The sequence below is a fragment of the Thalassospira profundimaris genome, from assembly GCF_003326675.1.
Lineage (GTDB): Bacteria > Pseudomonadota > Alphaproteobacteria > Rhodospirillales > Thalassospiraceae > Thalassospira > Thalassospira aquimaris.
Map to the genome: position 1 here is coordinate 1 of NZ_JPWF01000016.1, position 16,227 is coordinate 16,227.

Here is a 16,227-nt window from a genome sequence, read left to right on the forward strand (position 1 = left end):
AGGCGTCGTCATCGCTCTGTCTCTGTCGTGGTCAGTAGCTTGGGCTTGGGCTTGGGCTTGGGCTTGGACTTGGACTTGGACTTAGGCTCGGGCATCGAGCGTGAGGCATCGAGCATGGGGCGCGGGGCTTGGAGCCATGAGTCCGGGTTCCGATCCGGGCTCTAGGCTTTGGGCTTTGGAGTTTGGGTTCTGAGTGGCAGGCTTTCGGATGCCGACTACGAGCTACGGGCGCGCTGCGGATACAGTTACCGTGCCAGCTCTCGCTGGCGCTTCTGGCTCCGAGCTAAAGGCTCGGAACTATGAGTTACGAGTTCCGGCTTCCGGTTTGGGATATGGTGCGAATGCATGCTTTGGAATGTTTAGTCGAGGCCACACCTAGACTGAAAACAGCCTAGTTGGTGTTTTCGCCCCAGCGCTGGATATTGGCTTCGAGCATTTCCGTCATGGCATCATCGGCGATCAGTTTCAGTACCGCCTTCGTGATGCGCCCGCGCAGCGCGCCGGTGTTGCACGCCGATTTGTGCGACATGGTCAGATAGAGATTTTCGGTGCTGACCGGGGTGTCGTAGCTGCGGATATTGGTGATGTGTTCGCGTGCGGCATAGGCCTTGCCCGGGAATTCTTCGTAAATCAGATATTCCGCACGATCACGCGAAAGCATTTGCAATCCCTGCTCGAGGCTGGGCACCTCGGTAATCGTCAGATTGCCTGCCGCATAGGTGTCAAATTCCTGCCCGAAGCTGTTATTGATCACGGTCAGGCCTTCGAGTCCCCGAAGGTCGGCCCATTGCTGATAATTCAGATCAAGGTTATCGCGGGTCCAGATAACGGTGCGCGTGCCCTGAAACGCCGGGAAGAAATAATCCATATATTCAAGACGCGGCATGGTCAGGAATGCACCGGCAATCATATCAAGGGTGCCGTCCTGCATATTGTGCTGCACACGCCCCCAGCTTCCGGCATGGATGACTTCAATCTCGACTCCGGACAATTCGCCCACGCGCTTGATGAAATCGGCTGCCGCCCCTTCAAGGGTCAGACCATCATCGGATTTCCAGAGATACGGAGGATAATCGGGGTTGCCTGACGCCAGAAGCCGCGTGCAATCACGCGTCCCGTCTGCCTTCACTACAAAATGCCCAGCCTTGTCATGCGCATATGCCACAGCCGCCCCGGTAATCCAGGTCATTGCAGCCATCAGGATAACCAAGATCCTTCTCATGCAGGGCTAGCTCCTTGTTACTTCAGCAACGGCGAACAGATACTATACCTATGTGGGGTCGTGTTGCGAAATTTCCCCTACAAAGGATAGGTTCCTTGCAAAAAAAGCTTAGCGCTTAAGTTTGCACAAATTCAATCAAAAGTAAAAAAGTCGGCTGAAAGCAGCCGACTTTTTTAAAAATCTTGATCTTTGGCCCGATGCGAAATCACACGGGCGGGCGATGATTACGCAGAACGGCGTTTCATGCCCTGGCTGCCACCGCGGCCTTCGGAACGGCGCGGACGATCACCGAAGTCACGACGACCGCCATCACGGGCACCGTCACGACCGGCACCATCGCGACCACGGAAGTTGCCACCGCGATCACCGCGCGGCTTGTCTGCGAAACGGCGTTCTTCACGGTTGCCGCCTTCGCCGCGACCTTCACCACGCGGGCGGAAATTGCCACCGCGGCTGCCACCACGTTCTTCACGATCACCGCGCGGTGCACGATCATCATTGTCAAAACGCGGTTTGCGGAATTCACGATCTTCGCGACGCGGACGATCGGCGAAATCACGACGGCCACCATCGCGGCCACCATCACGGCCGCCGTCACGACCACCAAAAGCTTCGCGCGGTGCGCCATCACGACCACCAAAGCCGCGTGCAGCGCGTTCACCCTGGAAGCCGCCATCGCGACCGCCATCACGGGCACCGTCACGACCGCCGCCGAAACCGCGACCGCGACCACCGTCACGACCACCATCCCGGGCGCCATCACGACCACCGCCGAAGCCACGGCCACGACCACCGGCATCACGACCGCCGCCGAAGCCGCCACGACCGCGACCACCAAAGCCGCGACCAGCGCCTTCACGGCCACCACGACCACCACCGGTCGAACGCGGCGGCGGGGGCGGAGCATGGAATTCGTGATCTTCGTCGATATCGACATCCTGCTTGATGATGCGTTCGATGTTGCGAAGCAGGCGAATGTCGCGCGGCTCGCAGAACGAAATCGCAGTACCTTCGGCGCCACCACGACCGGTACGGCCGATACGGTGGACATAGCTTTCCGGATCGTGCGGCAGGTCATAGTTAATGACGTGCGTGATGCCCGGAACGTCGATACCACGTGCAGCAACGTCGGTCGCAATCAGAACCGGGAACTGGCCATTGCGGAAGTTGCGCAGGATTTTCTGACGGATGCGCTGCTGTTTGTCGCCATGGATCGCGTCGCTATCAACGCCTTCATCGCGCAGCTGGAACGAAAGTTCGTCTGCATCAGCCTTGGTTTTGGTGAAGACCAGAACACGTTCGACTTCGTCACGGTTCAGGAGCTGAACCAGAAGCGACATCTTGTCATGGCGTTTCACGAACATGCCAAGCTGGGTCACACGATCGGTTACGCTCGACTGCGGTGCAGTTTCAACCTTGACCGGGTCTTTGAGCAGACGGTCGGTCAGGTGTTTGACTTCGGCCGGCATGGTTGCCGAGAACATCACGGTCTGGTGGTTGTTCGGCAGAAGTTCGGCAACGGTCAGAACGTCTTCGGAGAAGCCCATGTCAAGCATACGGTCGGCTTCATCAAGGATGAAGACTTCGACATCGTCAAAGCGAACAGTGTTGCGCGACATGTGGTCAAGCAGACGACCCGGGGTCGCAACCAGGATATCAACGCCACGGCGCAGTTCCTGAATCTGCGGGCCCATCGGCGAACCGCCATAGACAACAGAAGAAAACAGGCGGATGCCTTTTTTGAAGTCACGCAGGCACTGACCGATCTGGGTTGCCAGTTCGCGGGTCGGTGCAAGAATGACGGCGCGCGGCTGGCCCGGTTTCGGACGCTGCGGGTTTTCGGCAAGACGCTGCAACAGGGGCAGGCAGAAAGCGGCAGTTTTGCCGCCACCCGTATGGGAAATACCCATAAGGTCGCGCCCTTCGAGAAGTGCAGGAATCGTCGCAGCCTGGATTTCGGTTGGCGCGGAGAAACCAGCAGCTTCAACATTGCGCAGCAGGGGCTCGATCAGGTTGAGCCCATCAAAATTCGTCATAAAGGATAGCCCTTCGTTTATCCGGTCGGCGCCATGTTAACGCCATTGGTGCCCGCTCAAACGCAGTCGAGACCGGTGCATGGCAAAGCAGCCACTGCGTCGGACCCTGCATGAGAGGCAAATGATGTGAGGTCACGACGTCATCACGTCGAAACCGCCCTCGCCTTTTTCATACAGTTCCTGACAGCTGATTCTGTCTTTGCAAGCGAAGGAATGAGCGGGGTGATACATGCGCCGACCCGATATGTCAATCAATCCCGGCGCCGGGCAGCCATGCAAAAACGCGTGGAAGACCCAACATATTATCAGATGTTAACTTTTTGGTTGAATATTTTCAGACAATACTCAGGCAAAACAGACAGCTAGAAGGGGACGGAAAATGCGTTTCAGGGTCGTTACCGGAATATTTTCAATTCCGGCAATTTGTCTTCTTGTATTGCTTGCTATCATCGCGACGGTTGCACTGAACTATCAGACCAGTCTGCGAAATGGCAAATTCGAACAGATTTCACATCTGACCGAAGGTGCGGTCAGCATCGTCAACAGCTATGTCGCCAAAGCCAAAAGCGGGGATATGAGCCAGGACGAAGCCAAAGCCGCCGCACTTGCCATCCTGAATGCCTACCGGTTTGACGGTGCGAACTATATTTATGCGTCGGACTACGCGCATTGCATGGTGCTTGACCCGTTAAGCCCCGAAGATGTCGGGAAATGTAACCCTGACAGCAAGGTCCGCCAGATGATCGTCAATACCGCCAAAGCAGGCGGCGGCATCATCACCTATGAAACCAAGAAACCCGGCGAAGGCGACAAACTGATCGAAAAAGCCGCCTATGTGCGTCCGATCAAGGATTGGAACTGGGCGCTGGGTGCCGGTGTTTATATGGATGACGTGCAAGCCGAATTTGCATCGGTCATTCAGCACATTGCCATCATCTCGATCATTGCGATTGTGATTGCCGGTGTGCTGTCCTGGTTTGTCGGCACGCGAATCACCAGAAGTATTGTCGGGTTGAACAGCGCCATTCGCACCATTGCCGAGGGCGACTACAAGGCCGCGGTTGATAGCGAGTCCCGCTTTGTCGAGATCGGCGATATGGCAGCCGGTGTTCAGGCACTGCGCGACAAATCGGCACAGGCCCAGCAGCTTGAAGCCGATGCCGCCATGCACAAGCAAAAGGCAGAGCAGGAACGGCGCAGCAATATCCGGTCGATTGCCCAGAAACTTGAAAGCGAAGTGGGCAGCATTGCCGGTGCCGTGAACCATTCCGTTCAACGCAGTAACGATCTCGCGATCAGCATGGCGCACAATGCCGACGGCATTCTGGGCCAAAGCCGACAGGTCGCAGCCGCGGCCGGTGAAGTATCGCAAAATGTCGATGCCGTTGCCGCCGCAACCGAGGAATTGTCATCGTCGATCACGGAAATCAATGTCCAGATTTCCCAGATGTCACACACGGTCGAACGGGCAACCGATGAAAGCCAAAGCGCATCAAACGATGTTGCCGGTCTTTCCGAAACGGTCGAGAAGATCAAGGAGATCATTGGCCTGATCAACGATATCGCCGGTCAGACCAACCTTTTGGCCCTGAACGCAACCATCGAGGCCGCCCGTGCCGGTGAAGCCGGCAAAGGCTTTGCCGTGGTCGCCAACGAGGTCAAGAACCTTGCCACCCAGACCGCCAAGGCAACCGACGAAATTGCCGCGCAGATCAACGACATTGTTGATGGCACCGAACGCGCGGTGACCGGTATTTCGCGGGTATCTGAAACCATCGAACAGGTGCGCAGCGCATCCACCGCAATTGCCGCAGCAATTGAGGAACAGGGTGCGGCAACACAGGAAATCTCGGGCAATGCCAATCGCAGTGCGGATGGCGTGAAACAGATTTCCTATAGCGTTGATGAAACCATGAAGAATGCGCAAGACACCACCCATGATGCCGACGAACTGAAATCGGCATCCGCAGAACTTTCAAGCCGTTCGGCCGAGCTGACCCAGATCATTCAGCGATTCTCGGGCGATCTTTTGAAGCAGGCCGGGGATTGATCCCTGCCCTCTGAAACAGGCTGGAACAATTGGGGCCGGACATCTTGTCCGGCCCTTTTGCATTTCGGGATCCTGCAAGCGCGTTATTCAGCCGGAAGATCATTTTCCCGGCGGAAGGAATGGGCCGGATAAACACCGAGAATACGGACTTCGTGGGAGAAGAATTGCAGTTCTTCGAGCGCATGGCGCAGGCCAAGCTGTTCGGGATGGGCTTCGACCTCGGCAAAGAACTGGGTCGCGGTGAAGTGACCTTCGACCATGTAGCTTTCAAGCTTGGTCATGTTGATGCCATTGGTGGCGAAACCGCCCAGCGCCTTGTAAAGAGCCGCGGCAACGTTGCGCACCCGGAAGACAAAGCTTGTCACGACCGGCTTGCCGTCATTGGGGATATCCAGTGGTTCACGGGCCAGAATGATAAAGCGCGTGGTGTTGTGGGCGGCGTCTTCGACCTCGGTGCGCAGCACATCAAGGCCGTAGATTTCCGCCGCCAGAACCGGGGCAATCGCGGCAATGGATTTATCACCGCGATCAGCGACTTCCTTGGCGCAACCGGCCGTATCGGGACCGACCACCGCATTTACACCCAGTTCCTTACGCAGTTTGCGGCATTGGCCGAGCGCGTGAACGTGGCTGTGGATTTCCTTGATATCTTCGATCTTTGTGCCCGGCACGGCGACCAGCGCATGGTTAATGCGCAGGAAGGTTTCACCGATGATATGCACACCCGATTCCGGCAGGATGTGGTGCACGTCGGCAACGCGACCGGCAAGGGTGTTATCAATCGGGATCACCGCCAGTTCGACTTCGCCTTCTTCCAATGCACTAAAGGCGCCTTCAAAGGTCCTGTACGGTACTGTCGTTGCACCCGGAAAGGCGCGACGGGCTGCCTGATCTGAATAGGCACCGTGCATTCCCTGAAAAGCGATCCTTTGTTGCGCAGTCATCTGGCTGTTTCCTGATTTGATAGAAAGACTTGTTATCGGCCGCACCCGAATGCGTGCGGCCGGATAGAAAACCCCAATTGGAACGGGAACTCAATGCAAACATTGGCCAACCATTGACCAATAGCTGGCAATGTCAGAAATCAGCCGCCCAAAACCTGACGGGCACGTTCGAGGTCTTCGGGGGTATCAACGCCAAGCGGCACGCCATCGACCAGTGCCACCGCAATCACCATACCGTTTTCAAGCGCGCGCAGCTGTTCAAGCTTTTCGCGTTGTTCAAGTTCGGCAGGCGGCAGGGACACGAACCGGTCAAGGGCCGCACGGCGATAGGTATAAAGACCGATGTGATGATAAAGCGGACCATCGCCATAAGGTGCCGTGGTGCGGGTGAAATAAAGGGCACGTGCAACACGACCACCGCCAAAGGCCGCAATCGCCTTGACCACGTTCGGGTTGGTGCGTTCTTCCTCGCGGGTGATTTCGGCAGCCAGGGTTGCAATATCAACGGCCGGATCATTGAGCGGTTCAAACACTGCCCGAATGTCGGCGGCATCAATGGTTGGCAAGTCGCCCTGAACATTGACGACCGCGTCATATTTGCCTTCGGGGTCAAAAGTCTGAAGCGCCTGATGCACACGGTCCGAACCGCTTGGCAAATCCGGATCGGTCAGAACGGCGATGCCACCGGCAGCTGTGATCGCATCGGCGATTTCCTGTTCGGCGCAGGCAACCAGAACCGGGCCGATTCCCGCCTCGGTGGCGCGACGCCAAACCTGCACGATCATCGGTTCGCCGCAAATATCAGCCAACGGTTTGTTGGGCAAACGCACAGAGGCCATGCGGGCAGGAATTACAACAACAGGATTGCGCGGCGTCGACATTTTGGAACTCCGGTCAGGCATAATTTCCCGTATCTTTGATCTCGCGCAATGCATGTCTTGTTTACGCGATGGCAAAACACGGGGGTGAATCGGCGCGACATTAGCCGGTTTTAGGGTCAGGACCTATTAATTTGATTCGAATGGCAGAGTTTATATTGGCGAAATCCAAGGAAAATCCCGCCGTGCGGGCTGGTATCCCGGACAAGGGGTTTGACGCCGGAGTTCGCCAATATAAACTCTGTCCTTCGGATCGTTCAGATTTGCACGGGCTACATTGTCGCGAAACCTTGAAAGATGCATATCTTCCGGCGGCTTCGCTTCGCGTATCCGCACAAGTCTGAGCGACCATTCGAACCAGATTAACAGATCCTGACCCTTGGGGCGGGCGAAAGACGGAATCGCTGTTTGCAGATGACTAGACGAAAGTTTTAGAGCATCCGTTTTCGCCTTGGTGTTTAAGAAAGGTTGATGCAAATCGCTGAAACGTATAGTTTCCCACCGACCAGTTTTGCCTGCGGTTACATGTGTGTTTCTCAATCTTGAGGATTATTCAGGGGGGCGCATGGGTGAACTGAGTGAATACTATAATGAGAAACCTGAGAGTGATTAGGCTGTAACGGGGTCCCGTCATGAACACGATGGAAATCAACAAGATCGTCGCCGGAGTCATCTGCGCCGTACTTCTGGTAATAGTTGTCGGCAAAATTGGTAGCGCGCTGGTTCATCCCGATGAACTGGAGGCACCGGTTTATCCCTTCTCCGAAGATCTGATGGCGGGTGCGAGTGCCAACGCCGCAGCAGCGCCAGCTGCACCGACCGGTCCGGAACCGATTCTTGCCATGCTGGCATCGGCTGATCTTGCCGAAGGCGAAAAAGTCTTCAAAAAATGCGCATCCTGCCACGATGTCGAAAAAGGCGGCCCGAACAAAACCGGCCCGAACCTTTATGGAATCGTTGGTGCGGCCTTTGCGCATAAAAGCGACTTCTCCTATTCCGATGGCATGGCCAACCATGGCAGCAATTGGGGCTTTGAAGAGCTGAACGAGTTCCTTTACAAGCCGCGCGATTATATCGACGGCACCAAAATGAGCTTTGGCGGCCTGAAAAAGGCATCTGACCGTGCCGCCGTGATTGCATGGCTGAACAGCAAGTCTGACAGCCCGCTTCCGTTCCCGGATCCTGCCGCAGCAGAGGCAGCAGCCCCGGCAGAGGATGCCGCCGCACCGGCTGAAGGCGAAGCGACCGCACAGTAAAAGTTTTGAAATCTCGCTGATTTTTTTCCGATCAGAGATTGCATTTTCGCAGGGGACAGGTAACTGTCCCCTGTTTGCATTTGGCCTTGTCGTTTCAGGCCCGTGCAGCGTCAATCTGCGGCCCCGCCGTGCCTTATAGCGACTGCCTTCAGGGATGTGCTTTGATGGAAAATCTCGACCAATTTCTGGAAATTGCCCACAAACTGGCCGATGCGGCCCGCCCGGTTGTGCGCAAATATTATCGCACCCCTGTTGCAGTTGACGTCAAAGCCGATGCCAGCCCGGTGACAATTGCCGACCGCGAGGTTGAACGCACCATGCGCGATATCCTCAATGCGGAACTGCCCGATCACGGCATTCTGGGCGAGGAACATGGTCGCGAGAATATTGATGCCGAATATGTCTGGGTTCTGGACCCGATTGACGGCACCAAATCCTTTATTTCCGGCAAGCCGAGCTTCACCACCCTGATTGCGCTTTGCCACAAAGGCAAACCGGTGATCGGCATTATCGATCAGGCCATTACCGATGAACGCTGGGTCGGGGTCATGGGACAGGCCAGCACCCTTAATGGTGCCGAAATCAGCGCACGTGAATGCGAAAACCTGGCCAGCGCGACCTTCTTTACCACCGCGCCGGAGCTTTTCCGTGACAAGGCGTTTGATGCCTATCTCGCGGTTTCGAAACAAAGCCGAATTCCGATGTATGGCGTTGATGCCTATGCCTATGGCCTGACCGCCATCGGTCTTGCTGATACGGTGGTTGAAATCGGGCTTCAGGCCTATGATTTCTGTGCGCTGGTGCCGGTTGTCGAAGGGGCTGGCGGTGTTGTCACCGACTGGTCGGGCAAGGAATTGACCATCGACAGTGCCGGTGACGTGGTGGCCAGTGGCGATGCACGCTGCCATCAGGAAGTTCTTGCCAGCATCAAGACGGCAATGGCCTGATCTACCAGCCCGGACAGACCAGCCCAGTTACCATCCAAGCCCGAAACCGTTGGAATAATTGTTATTTCGCGGTTTTTCGGGCATGATGCCCGGATGAAACAACCAGTCAGGTCGGGCGATGTTTGAGTGGGTGATCATCCTTTTTCTGGGATCGGGATTGGTGTACGGGCTTTTTTCCCGACGCCTTGAACATCGGAATATCTCGTCACCGATGGTGATGGTTTTAAGCGGTGCGGTGATCGCCTTGCCACTTGGCATCTGGCATGAAGCACCGTTGACCGCACTTAGTGGCAGCATTCATTTCGCCACCACCTTTGCCGAAATGACCCTTGCGATCATTCTGTTTCTGGATGCTGCGGTTCTTGATTATCGCAAGGAACGCGCTGCACGGACCCTTGCCACGCGGCTTTTGCTGATCGGGTTGCCGCTGACCATTCTTGCGACATGGGCGTTTATTTTCGGCACCGATCCGACCATCGGCCTTGTCCCGGCGCTTATTCTTGCCCTGATTGTCAGCCCGACCGATGCCGCCCTTGGCCGTCCGGTACTTGAAAACACCGACGTGCCCGAACCGGTCCGCCAGGGCATCAATATTGAAAGCGGGCTTAATGACGGGCTCGTCCTGCCGGTTTTTACCACCGCGGTATTGCTTGAAGCCAATGTCCTGAGCAACGGGCATCAGGGATGGATCAAGGAAGCGCTGCTTGAAATTTCCATCGGGGCCGGGGCCGGGGTTTTGATCGGCTTTGTCCTTGGCAAGATCGTTAACCGGACCGTGACGCAGGATATGATCGTTGACCGGTTTGAACGGTTGCTTGGCGTTCTGGCGGCACTGTTTATTTATCTTCTGGCCGAGCAGCTTGGCGGCAATGGTTTTGTCGCGGCCTTTGCCGGGGGGCTTGCCCTTAATATTTCAAGCGAGAAAGTCCGCGACACCATCGAAAGCTTTGGCGAGGCCGAGGCAGAGCTTCTGACCATGCTGACATTCTTTGTCTTTGGGCTGCTTGTTGTGCCCGCAGTTTATGAAAGCTGGACCTGGATGATGCTTGTCTTCTCGGTCGTCAGCCTTGTGATCCTGCGGCCGCTTTGTGTGTGGATTTGCATGATCGGATCACCCTACAGCCTTGGCGAAAAGCTTTATATCGGGTGGTTCGGGCCGCGCGGGATTGCGTCCGTGATCTATATGCTGATCATGGCGACCCTGATCAGTCCGGGCGAAATCAAATCCCTGATTGCGGCGGGCACCATGATCATCTGTATCAGCACCGTGGCGCACGGCGTCAGTGCCGCACCGCTTTCACAGGCGCTTGTCCGGTATCTTGGCAGGCGAGGGTAATCCTGAACAAAGCTATGAACGCATTCGGTTGCCCGGCATTCCCTGACTGGCGGTCTTTGCTTATGGCGGGGCTTATTGCCGGGCCAATTGTCGGTTTATTGCTGACTGAGGGCAAGCTTTGCCCCCAAGGCAATGAACATGCCGCCAAGCGCACGCTGTAACCATGCGCCCACAGCACCGTTTGCCTTGATCCGCGTTGCCGCACTTGCCACCATCAGAACGATGCAGCTTTCAACAATCAGCCCGATCAGATTGACCATCGATCCAAGGACCAGAAACTGTGTCGCGCCCTGCCCGTGCGCCAGATCGACGAATTGCGGTAGAAACGCCATGAAAAAGATCGCGACCTTGGGGTTCAGAACATCGATCATCACGCCCTGACGCCAGGCCTGAAGGGCGGTCATCGGCTTGGTGGAAATCGCAACAGCCGGGACAATTTCATCATCGGCGTTACAGTTGGCCTTGCGGGCAAAGCTTGACCGCAATGCGCAGATCCCCAACCACACCAGATAGGCCACCCCGACCCATTTGACGATGGCAAAGGCCAGCGCCGAAGTCGCAAGGATCGCCGACAGGCCAAGGGCCGCGGCAATCACATGCACAAAGGCCCCCGACACCACCCCAAAGGTCGAAAACAGGCCGATCTTGCGGCCATGAACGGCGGTTTGACCAATGATATAGGCCATATCAGGCCCCGGCGAGATATTGAGCAAAAACGCTGCAATCAGAAACGGGGTATATTGCACCAGAAGGTCAGTCATCAAAGTTGCTCGCGCCCGTAATAGATCAGATCGATTTCAAGTGCCTTGCCGCCTGCTTCGAGCACCATGTTGGAAACCTGTCCGCGGTGATGGGTCTGATGATTGAACATATGACCCAGCACCAGATCACGCGGCATGGTATAGGCCCCGGCAGTCACCGACTGATAGGTCAGGTCCGATGCGATGATGTCTTCGGTCAGGCTTGCGGTGAAATCGGCAATGTCGCGATCCTGCCCGATGCGCGCGGCCCGCAAATCATCGAAACCGGCAAACAGGATGGTATCAAGCGGCATGGCAACCGGCGCGCCAACCAACCGCGACAGCCAAAGCCGGTCTGCGACCAGAAGATGATTAAGCGTGCGCATGATCGACGGAAAGAAGGCGCGTCGCGGTGCCTCCAGCTCGGCCACCGGAAGGGCGGCACAGGCCTCATAGACATGCCGGTTGGCCCAGGCATTATAGTCTGCCAGACGCTTGAAATAGGCGACGCTGTTCATATCTGATCTCCGCTCTCTGGCAGGCTTTCTGCTCAGGACTTTGCACTGGTCGGGTTTGCGGCAACCCGGTCAAGAACCCCGGCCGCCGGTTTGGGCACACGTTTGGTCAGAATAACCACATTACCCACCAAAGTCAGGCCAACACCCCAGATGATATGCGCCGTCCAGTGGAAATCCTCAAACCAGGTCGACAGCAACAGGGCAACAACCGGAAACATGACCGAGCTATAGGCCGCGCGATCCGGGCCGATCTTGCCCAACAGCGTCAGATAGAACCCGAATGCCAGAACCGATCCGAACAGCGACAGATAAACCAACGCCGCAATGAAGCTTGGGCTGGTATCAAAGGTAACCGGAATCCCGGCCAAGCCGATATAGGCAAACAACAGGATCGAGCCATACAACATGCCAAAGGCATTGGCCTGAAGGACCGGAATGCCGTGGGCATGGTTGCGCGCCGAGGCCATATTGCCCAGCGACGCGATATAGGACCCGACCAGTGACACCATCAAACCGATGCTGCCCCCGGTTGCCAGATCAAATGTCGCCAGATCATCGGCAAAGACCAATGCAATCCCGGCCAGGCCGATACTCGCCCCGATCAGGGTGCGGGTTTCGGGACGGCGACGGAAAAAGATCACGCCATTGATCATGTTCATGATCACGATGGTCGAAAACACAACCGCCAGCAGACCTGATGTCAGATGCACACTGGCGACATAGATCAGAACATAGTTCAGGGAGAACAGGCAGACGCCCAGAACAGCCATGAAGAAATGATCACGCAAGCCAAAACGCATCGGCAAGCGACGCACCGCACACCATGCCATCAAAATCAGGGTCGCCAACGCAAAACGAAGAGCCACCGCGACTTCGGGCGCGACAGAAAGCTGATACTGAATGGCGATCCAGGTTGATCCCCAGATTAAAACGACGGCTGCATAAAGACCAAACATGGCCGGGGCGCTCCAAAAGAATTGAAGCGGCAATTTATGTCAGAATCTCACCCGAACCAAACCAGCATTTTTGATCCTGACATTAGTCAAACTAATGCAAAAACAGTCAAAGTAATGCGTGGGGCATCAGGGTTTCTGACCCTGCCTTTGAGCTGGGTGTGCGAGGGGCGTCGTATGGGTGGGGGATGGGTTGTATGGGATGCGTTGCTCGTGCCGGGTTGGCCGTGGGGGGGGTACGTAAAGGACGGATTGGGCGTGTTTGGGGCGTCGGATGATCTGGCCCGGCGTCAGAGTTGGGGTTGGGGTTGGGGTTGGCCGCTGGAGCTGGAGCTGGAACTCGAACTGGAACTGGAGCTGGAGCTGGAGCTGAAACTCGAACTGGAGTTGGGTCGCAGTCTGAGTGTGAACGGGTCGAGAGCCGGAGCCGGAAATTAGCCAGAGGTGCGCCCTAGTTGATCGGGGGCCGGGGCAGAAGCCATTTGGCAACCAGCCCCGCAGCCGACTTATTCCTTGGTGCGTTTGCGTCGTTTGGTCGTTTTAACCGGTGCATCGGTATTTGCATCGGCGTCTTCGCCACCTGCATCCTCGCCCGTCGGGTCCGGCTTTTTCAGCGGTTCGGCTGTTTCGCTGTCAGAGGCGGCGTCAGGTTGCGGTACGTCCGCGACGTCTTGGGCGTCAGGGGTCACATCCTTGTCAGCTTCTGCAACCGCAGTAGCAGTATCGGAGGCAGCAGTCTCGATTTCGACGGAGTCGCCGGTATCACTTTCTGACGTGCTGGTGGTGTTGGCAGCGCGCAGGGTAGCGTTCTTTTCGTCGCGTTTGCGTTTTTGCCAGTCTTTCCAGATTTCAAGCAGTTCCGAGCGCGACTGGAAGATCGGGATGCGGCGTTTGGGTTTGGTTTTCTGAACTTCGACGGCAAGGCCGACTTCGATCACACCATGTTCGTCATCGGTCCGGCGCACAATCAGTTCGACTGTGCCATAGGTGACACGATCACCGAGTTCGACATCGCCCGACAGGTCGCGTTCAAGAATATCGGCCACGGTCAGTTCCGCGTCATCGTCATCAACACCAAAGCCATAGAGGCGACCGATATCGACAATATGGGTATCAGCCGGGAAGCTGAAATCACCGAACAGATCGACGTCATTGGCCCCCTCGGCCGGACCGGCAAACAGTTGATCAAGCAGTTCGACATGCTTGGGCGGGGTGATGATATAGACCTGATCACCGGCCTGAATGTGACCGGCAGAATGCGGACGCAAGGATGCCCCGTCGCGCAGGATCAAACTGGGACGGGCCCAGCGCGGTATGCGATGACCGGTGGCAACGGCACTGGCTTCGTGTACGCGATAGACAACGATTTCCTGATTGGCATTACCGGGTAATTCAAGGTCAATACGATCGACCGGCCCGTGACGCGGCGGCACGATAATGCCCAGCCATTTCGCCACCCGTCTGATCGTCCAGCCCTGCAACAGAAGCGATGTGATCACGACGATAAAGGCGGTGTTAAACAAAAGCTGCCCTTCGGGCACGCCTTCGACCATCGGCACAATCGCAAGCAGGATCGACACCGCACCGCGCAAACCGACCCATGAAATAAAGGCGGTGTCATTGCGCGAGAAGTTAAAGAACATCAGGCACAGCCACACGGCAACAGGGCGTGCGATAAACACCAGAACAAGCGCAAGAACCACACCGGGAATGATCACCGCGCCAAATTCGGACGGGGTCGCCAGCAGACCGAGTGTGACAAACATCGCGATCTGGGCAAGCCATGTGGTGACATGCTGAAACCGCCGGACGCCGACACTCATATGCATCTTGCTGTTACCGGCAAACAGACCGGCGACATAAACCGCCAGGAAGCCACTGCCGCCCAGTATACTGGTCGCGCCAAACAGGCTGAGTGCGCAGGCCATGGTAATGATCGGCACCAGCCCCGGTTCCAGTTTGATGCGGTTGATCATCTGCACCAGCGCATAACCGCCCGCCAAGCCGAACACCGCGCCCAGACCGATCTGAAGCACAAAGCGTTGCAGCAGTTCGACCGCGATATTTTCTCCGCCGCCGATAATGATCAGTTCGACCAGTGAAATGGTCAGGAACACCGCCATCGGATCGTTCGAACCCGATTCGACTTCAAGCGTGCTGCGCGTACGATCACGCAAATTGATCCCGCCAACCCGTAGCAGGAAAAACACAGCAGCCGCATCGGTTGAACTGACAATCGCCCCAAACAGCAAGGCCACCAGCCAAGGCACATCAAGCACCAGCCAAGTCACCGCCCCGATCACCCCGGTCGTGATCATCACGCCAAAGGTGGCCAGCACAAGCGACGGCCATGCGGCAATTTTCAATGTTCGGAGCTGGGTTTCAAAGCCGCTGTCAAACAGGATCAGGGCCAGCGCGATCGAGCCGATAAAATAGGCCAGCGGCGCATTGTCAAAATTGATGCCGCCAATCCCGTCTTCGCCGGCACCAAGGCCGACAAACAGGAACACCAACAGCAAAGGGGCCCCGACCCGGAAACTGACCAGGCTGGTAAAGACCGCGACCACAACCAGAATCGATGCAATCAGGATCACCAGATTCATCGATTCAATCATGTTGGGGCTCCTTGTTTGTAATTATCGTAATGACTTTGTCTGGCTGAACACCATGGCGATCATTGCATGAGATATTTAGGAAATGGTGACCGCGAAAGGCCATTACCCAAAGAATTTGGCGAAATTACTGCAAATCAGTCAGTTTCGAGCCGTGCCGGAACAAACATTGTTTCCTTGGCCGTCGACAGGGCAATTTCCGGCAGAACTTCGACAATGCCGGGCATTTCCTTGATCGTATCCGACACAAAACTTTCGAGATGAGCCGTATCACGCAGGCGCAGTTTGACCAGATAATCAAAGCGCCCGGTCATATGATGACATTCAAGAACCTCGTCCGCCTTGATCAGCGATTTGACCAGTTTCTTGTTGCCCTTGGCCGGATCCGTGCGCAGCCAGACCATCGCGGTCAAGGAACGGCCAATGGCGTTCGGATCGACCGCAACACGATAGGCCTGAATGATCCCCTGTTCGCGCAATTTGCGCACCCGGTCATTCACCGCAGAGACCGACAGACCGACCTTTGTCCCCAAAACCGAATAGGACAGCGACGCGTCTTCCTGCAAAATGTCGATCAATTTGCGATCAATAGCATCCATTTATCTTCCCCCTGATGGATTATTGTCGACAGCCTTGATCTTACACGAAAATCAGGCCTGCGCGAACTGTTCACCAAATTCGCCGGGGCTGCTATGCGCAAATCGTATGATAAATTGGCCCTCGCAGACTGGATTT

The 16,227-nt window shown here is 56.2% G+C and carries 14 protein-coding genes; 5 read left to right on the plus strand and 9 right to left on the minus strand.

Annotation, left to right across the window (positions count from 1 at the left end):
• Positions 1 to 391 precede the first annotated feature (391 nt).
• Together TH19_RS18705 and TH19_RS23210 are read right to left on the minus strand one after the other, a co-directional pair.
• The gene (locus tag TH19_RS18705; RefSeq protein WP_114103887.1) at positions 392 to 1,222 is read right to left on the minus strand and encodes a substrate-binding periplasmic protein; all 831 of its coding nucleotides are present in this window, start codon (positions 1,220 to 1,222) and stop codon (positions 392 to 394) included.
• A gap of 224 nt (positions 1,223 to 1,446) precedes the next feature.
• Positions 1,447 to 3,258: a DEAD/DEAH box helicase gene (locus TH19_RS23210; protein ID WP_114103888.1), complete on the minus strand. Its 1,812-nt coding sequence runs from the start codon at positions 3,256 to 3,258 to the stop codon at positions 1,447 to 1,449.
• A 379-nt stretch (positions 3,259 to 3,637) separates the two neighbouring features.
• Between TH19_RS23210 and TH19_RS18715 the strand changes: the two genes are divergently transcribed.
• Complete coding sequence (locus TH19_RS18715; RefSeq protein ID WP_114103889.1) at positions 3,638 to 5,308, plus strand: methyl-accepting chemotaxis protein; 1,671 nt, start codon at positions 3,638 to 3,640, stop codon at positions 5,306 to 5,308.
• A gap of 83 nt (positions 5,309 to 5,391) precedes the next feature.
• Here TH19_RS18715 and TH19_RS18720 read toward each other — a convergent pair whose 3' ends face one another.
• Together TH19_RS18720 and TH19_RS18725 are read right to left on the minus strand one after the other, a co-directional pair.
• Positions 5,392 to 6,252, minus strand: coding sequence for a prephenate dehydratase (locus tag TH19_RS18720; protein WP_114103890.1), 861 nt, complete (start codon positions 6,250 to 6,252; stop codon positions 5,392 to 5,394).
• A 140-nt stretch (positions 6,253 to 6,392) separates the two neighbouring features.
• A complete protein-coding gene (locus tag TH19_RS18725) occupies positions 6,393 to 7,133 on the minus strand; it encodes a 3-deoxy-manno-octulosonate cytidylyltransferase (protein ID WP_114103891.1) in 741 nt (246 codons plus the stop codon).
• Between the two features lie 629 nt (positions 7,134 to 7,762).
• Between TH19_RS18725 and TH19_RS18730 the strand changes: the two genes are divergently transcribed.
• The 3 genes from TH19_RS18730 (at position 7,763) to TH19_RS18740 (ending at position 10,669) form a co-directional block, all read left to right on the plus strand.
• Positions 7,763 to 8,386: a c-type cytochrome gene (locus TH19_RS18730; RefSeq protein WP_114103892.1), complete on the plus strand. Its 624-nt coding sequence runs from the start codon at positions 7,763 to 7,765 to the stop codon at positions 8,384 to 8,386.
• Positions 8,387 to 8,550: 164 nt separating this feature from the next.
• The gene (hisN, locus tag TH19_RS18735; protein WP_114103951.1) at positions 8,551 to 9,333 is read left to right on the plus strand and encodes a histidinol-phosphatase; all 783 of its coding nucleotides are present in this window, start codon (positions 8,551 to 8,553) and stop codon (positions 9,331 to 9,333) included.
• A 118-nt stretch (positions 9,334 to 9,451) separates the two neighbouring features.
• Positions 9,452 to 10,669: a cation:proton antiporter gene (locus tag TH19_RS18740; RefSeq protein ID WP_114103893.1), complete on the plus strand. Its 1,218-nt coding sequence runs from the start codon at positions 9,452 to 9,454 to the stop codon at positions 10,667 to 10,669.
• 95 nt (positions 10,670 to 10,764) lie between these two features.
• Here TH19_RS18740 and TH19_RS18745 read toward each other — a convergent pair whose 3' ends face one another.
• Genes TH19_RS18745 through TH19_RS18755 form a run of 3 tightly spaced genes read right to left on the minus strand, consistent with a single transcriptional unit; the run spans position 10,765 to position 12,883 of the window.
• Positions 10,765 to 11,430, minus strand: a complete 666-nt coding sequence (locus TH19_RS18745; protein WP_114103894.1) for a LysE family translocator — start codon at positions 11,428 to 11,430, stop codon at positions 10,765 to 10,767.
• Positions 11,430 to 11,927, minus strand: coding sequence for a DinB family protein (locus tag TH19_RS18750; RefSeq protein ID WP_114103895.1), 498 nt, complete (start codon positions 11,925 to 11,927; stop codon positions 11,430 to 11,432). The genes TH19_RS18745 and TH19_RS18750 overlap by 1 nt, the downstream gene beginning before the upstream one ends.
• Before the next feature lie 32 nt (positions 11,928 to 11,959).
• The gene (locus tag TH19_RS18755) at positions 11,960 to 12,883 is read right to left on the minus strand and encodes a DMT family transporter (protein WP_114103896.1); all 924 of its coding nucleotides are present in this window, start codon (positions 12,881 to 12,883) and stop codon (positions 11,960 to 11,962) included.
• Between the two features lie 36 nt (positions 12,884 to 12,919).
• On the opposite strand from TH19_RS18755, the gene TH19_RS22810 reads away from it, so the two are divergent.
• Complete coding sequence (locus tag TH19_RS22810; protein ID WP_181846483.1) at positions 12,920 to 13,318, plus strand: hypothetical protein; 399 nt, start codon at positions 12,920 to 12,922, stop codon at positions 13,316 to 13,318.
• Positions 13,319 to 13,386: 68 nt separating this feature from the next.
• Here the strand turns inward: TH19_RS22810 and TH19_RS18765 are convergent, their stop codons facing one another.
• Positions 13,387 to 15,495 (minus strand): potassium/proton antiporter, encoded by a 2,109-nt coding sequence (locus TH19_RS18765; protein WP_258548041.1) that lies wholly within the window; start codon positions 15,493 to 15,495, stop codon positions 13,387 to 13,389.
• A 134-nt stretch (positions 15,496 to 15,629) separates the two neighbouring features.
• Complete coding sequence (locus TH19_RS18770; protein ID WP_114103898.1) at positions 15,630 to 16,091, minus strand: Lrp/AsnC family transcriptional regulator; 462 nt, start codon at positions 16,089 to 16,091, stop codon at positions 15,630 to 15,632.
• Positions 16,092 to 16,227 lie beyond the last annotated feature (136 nt).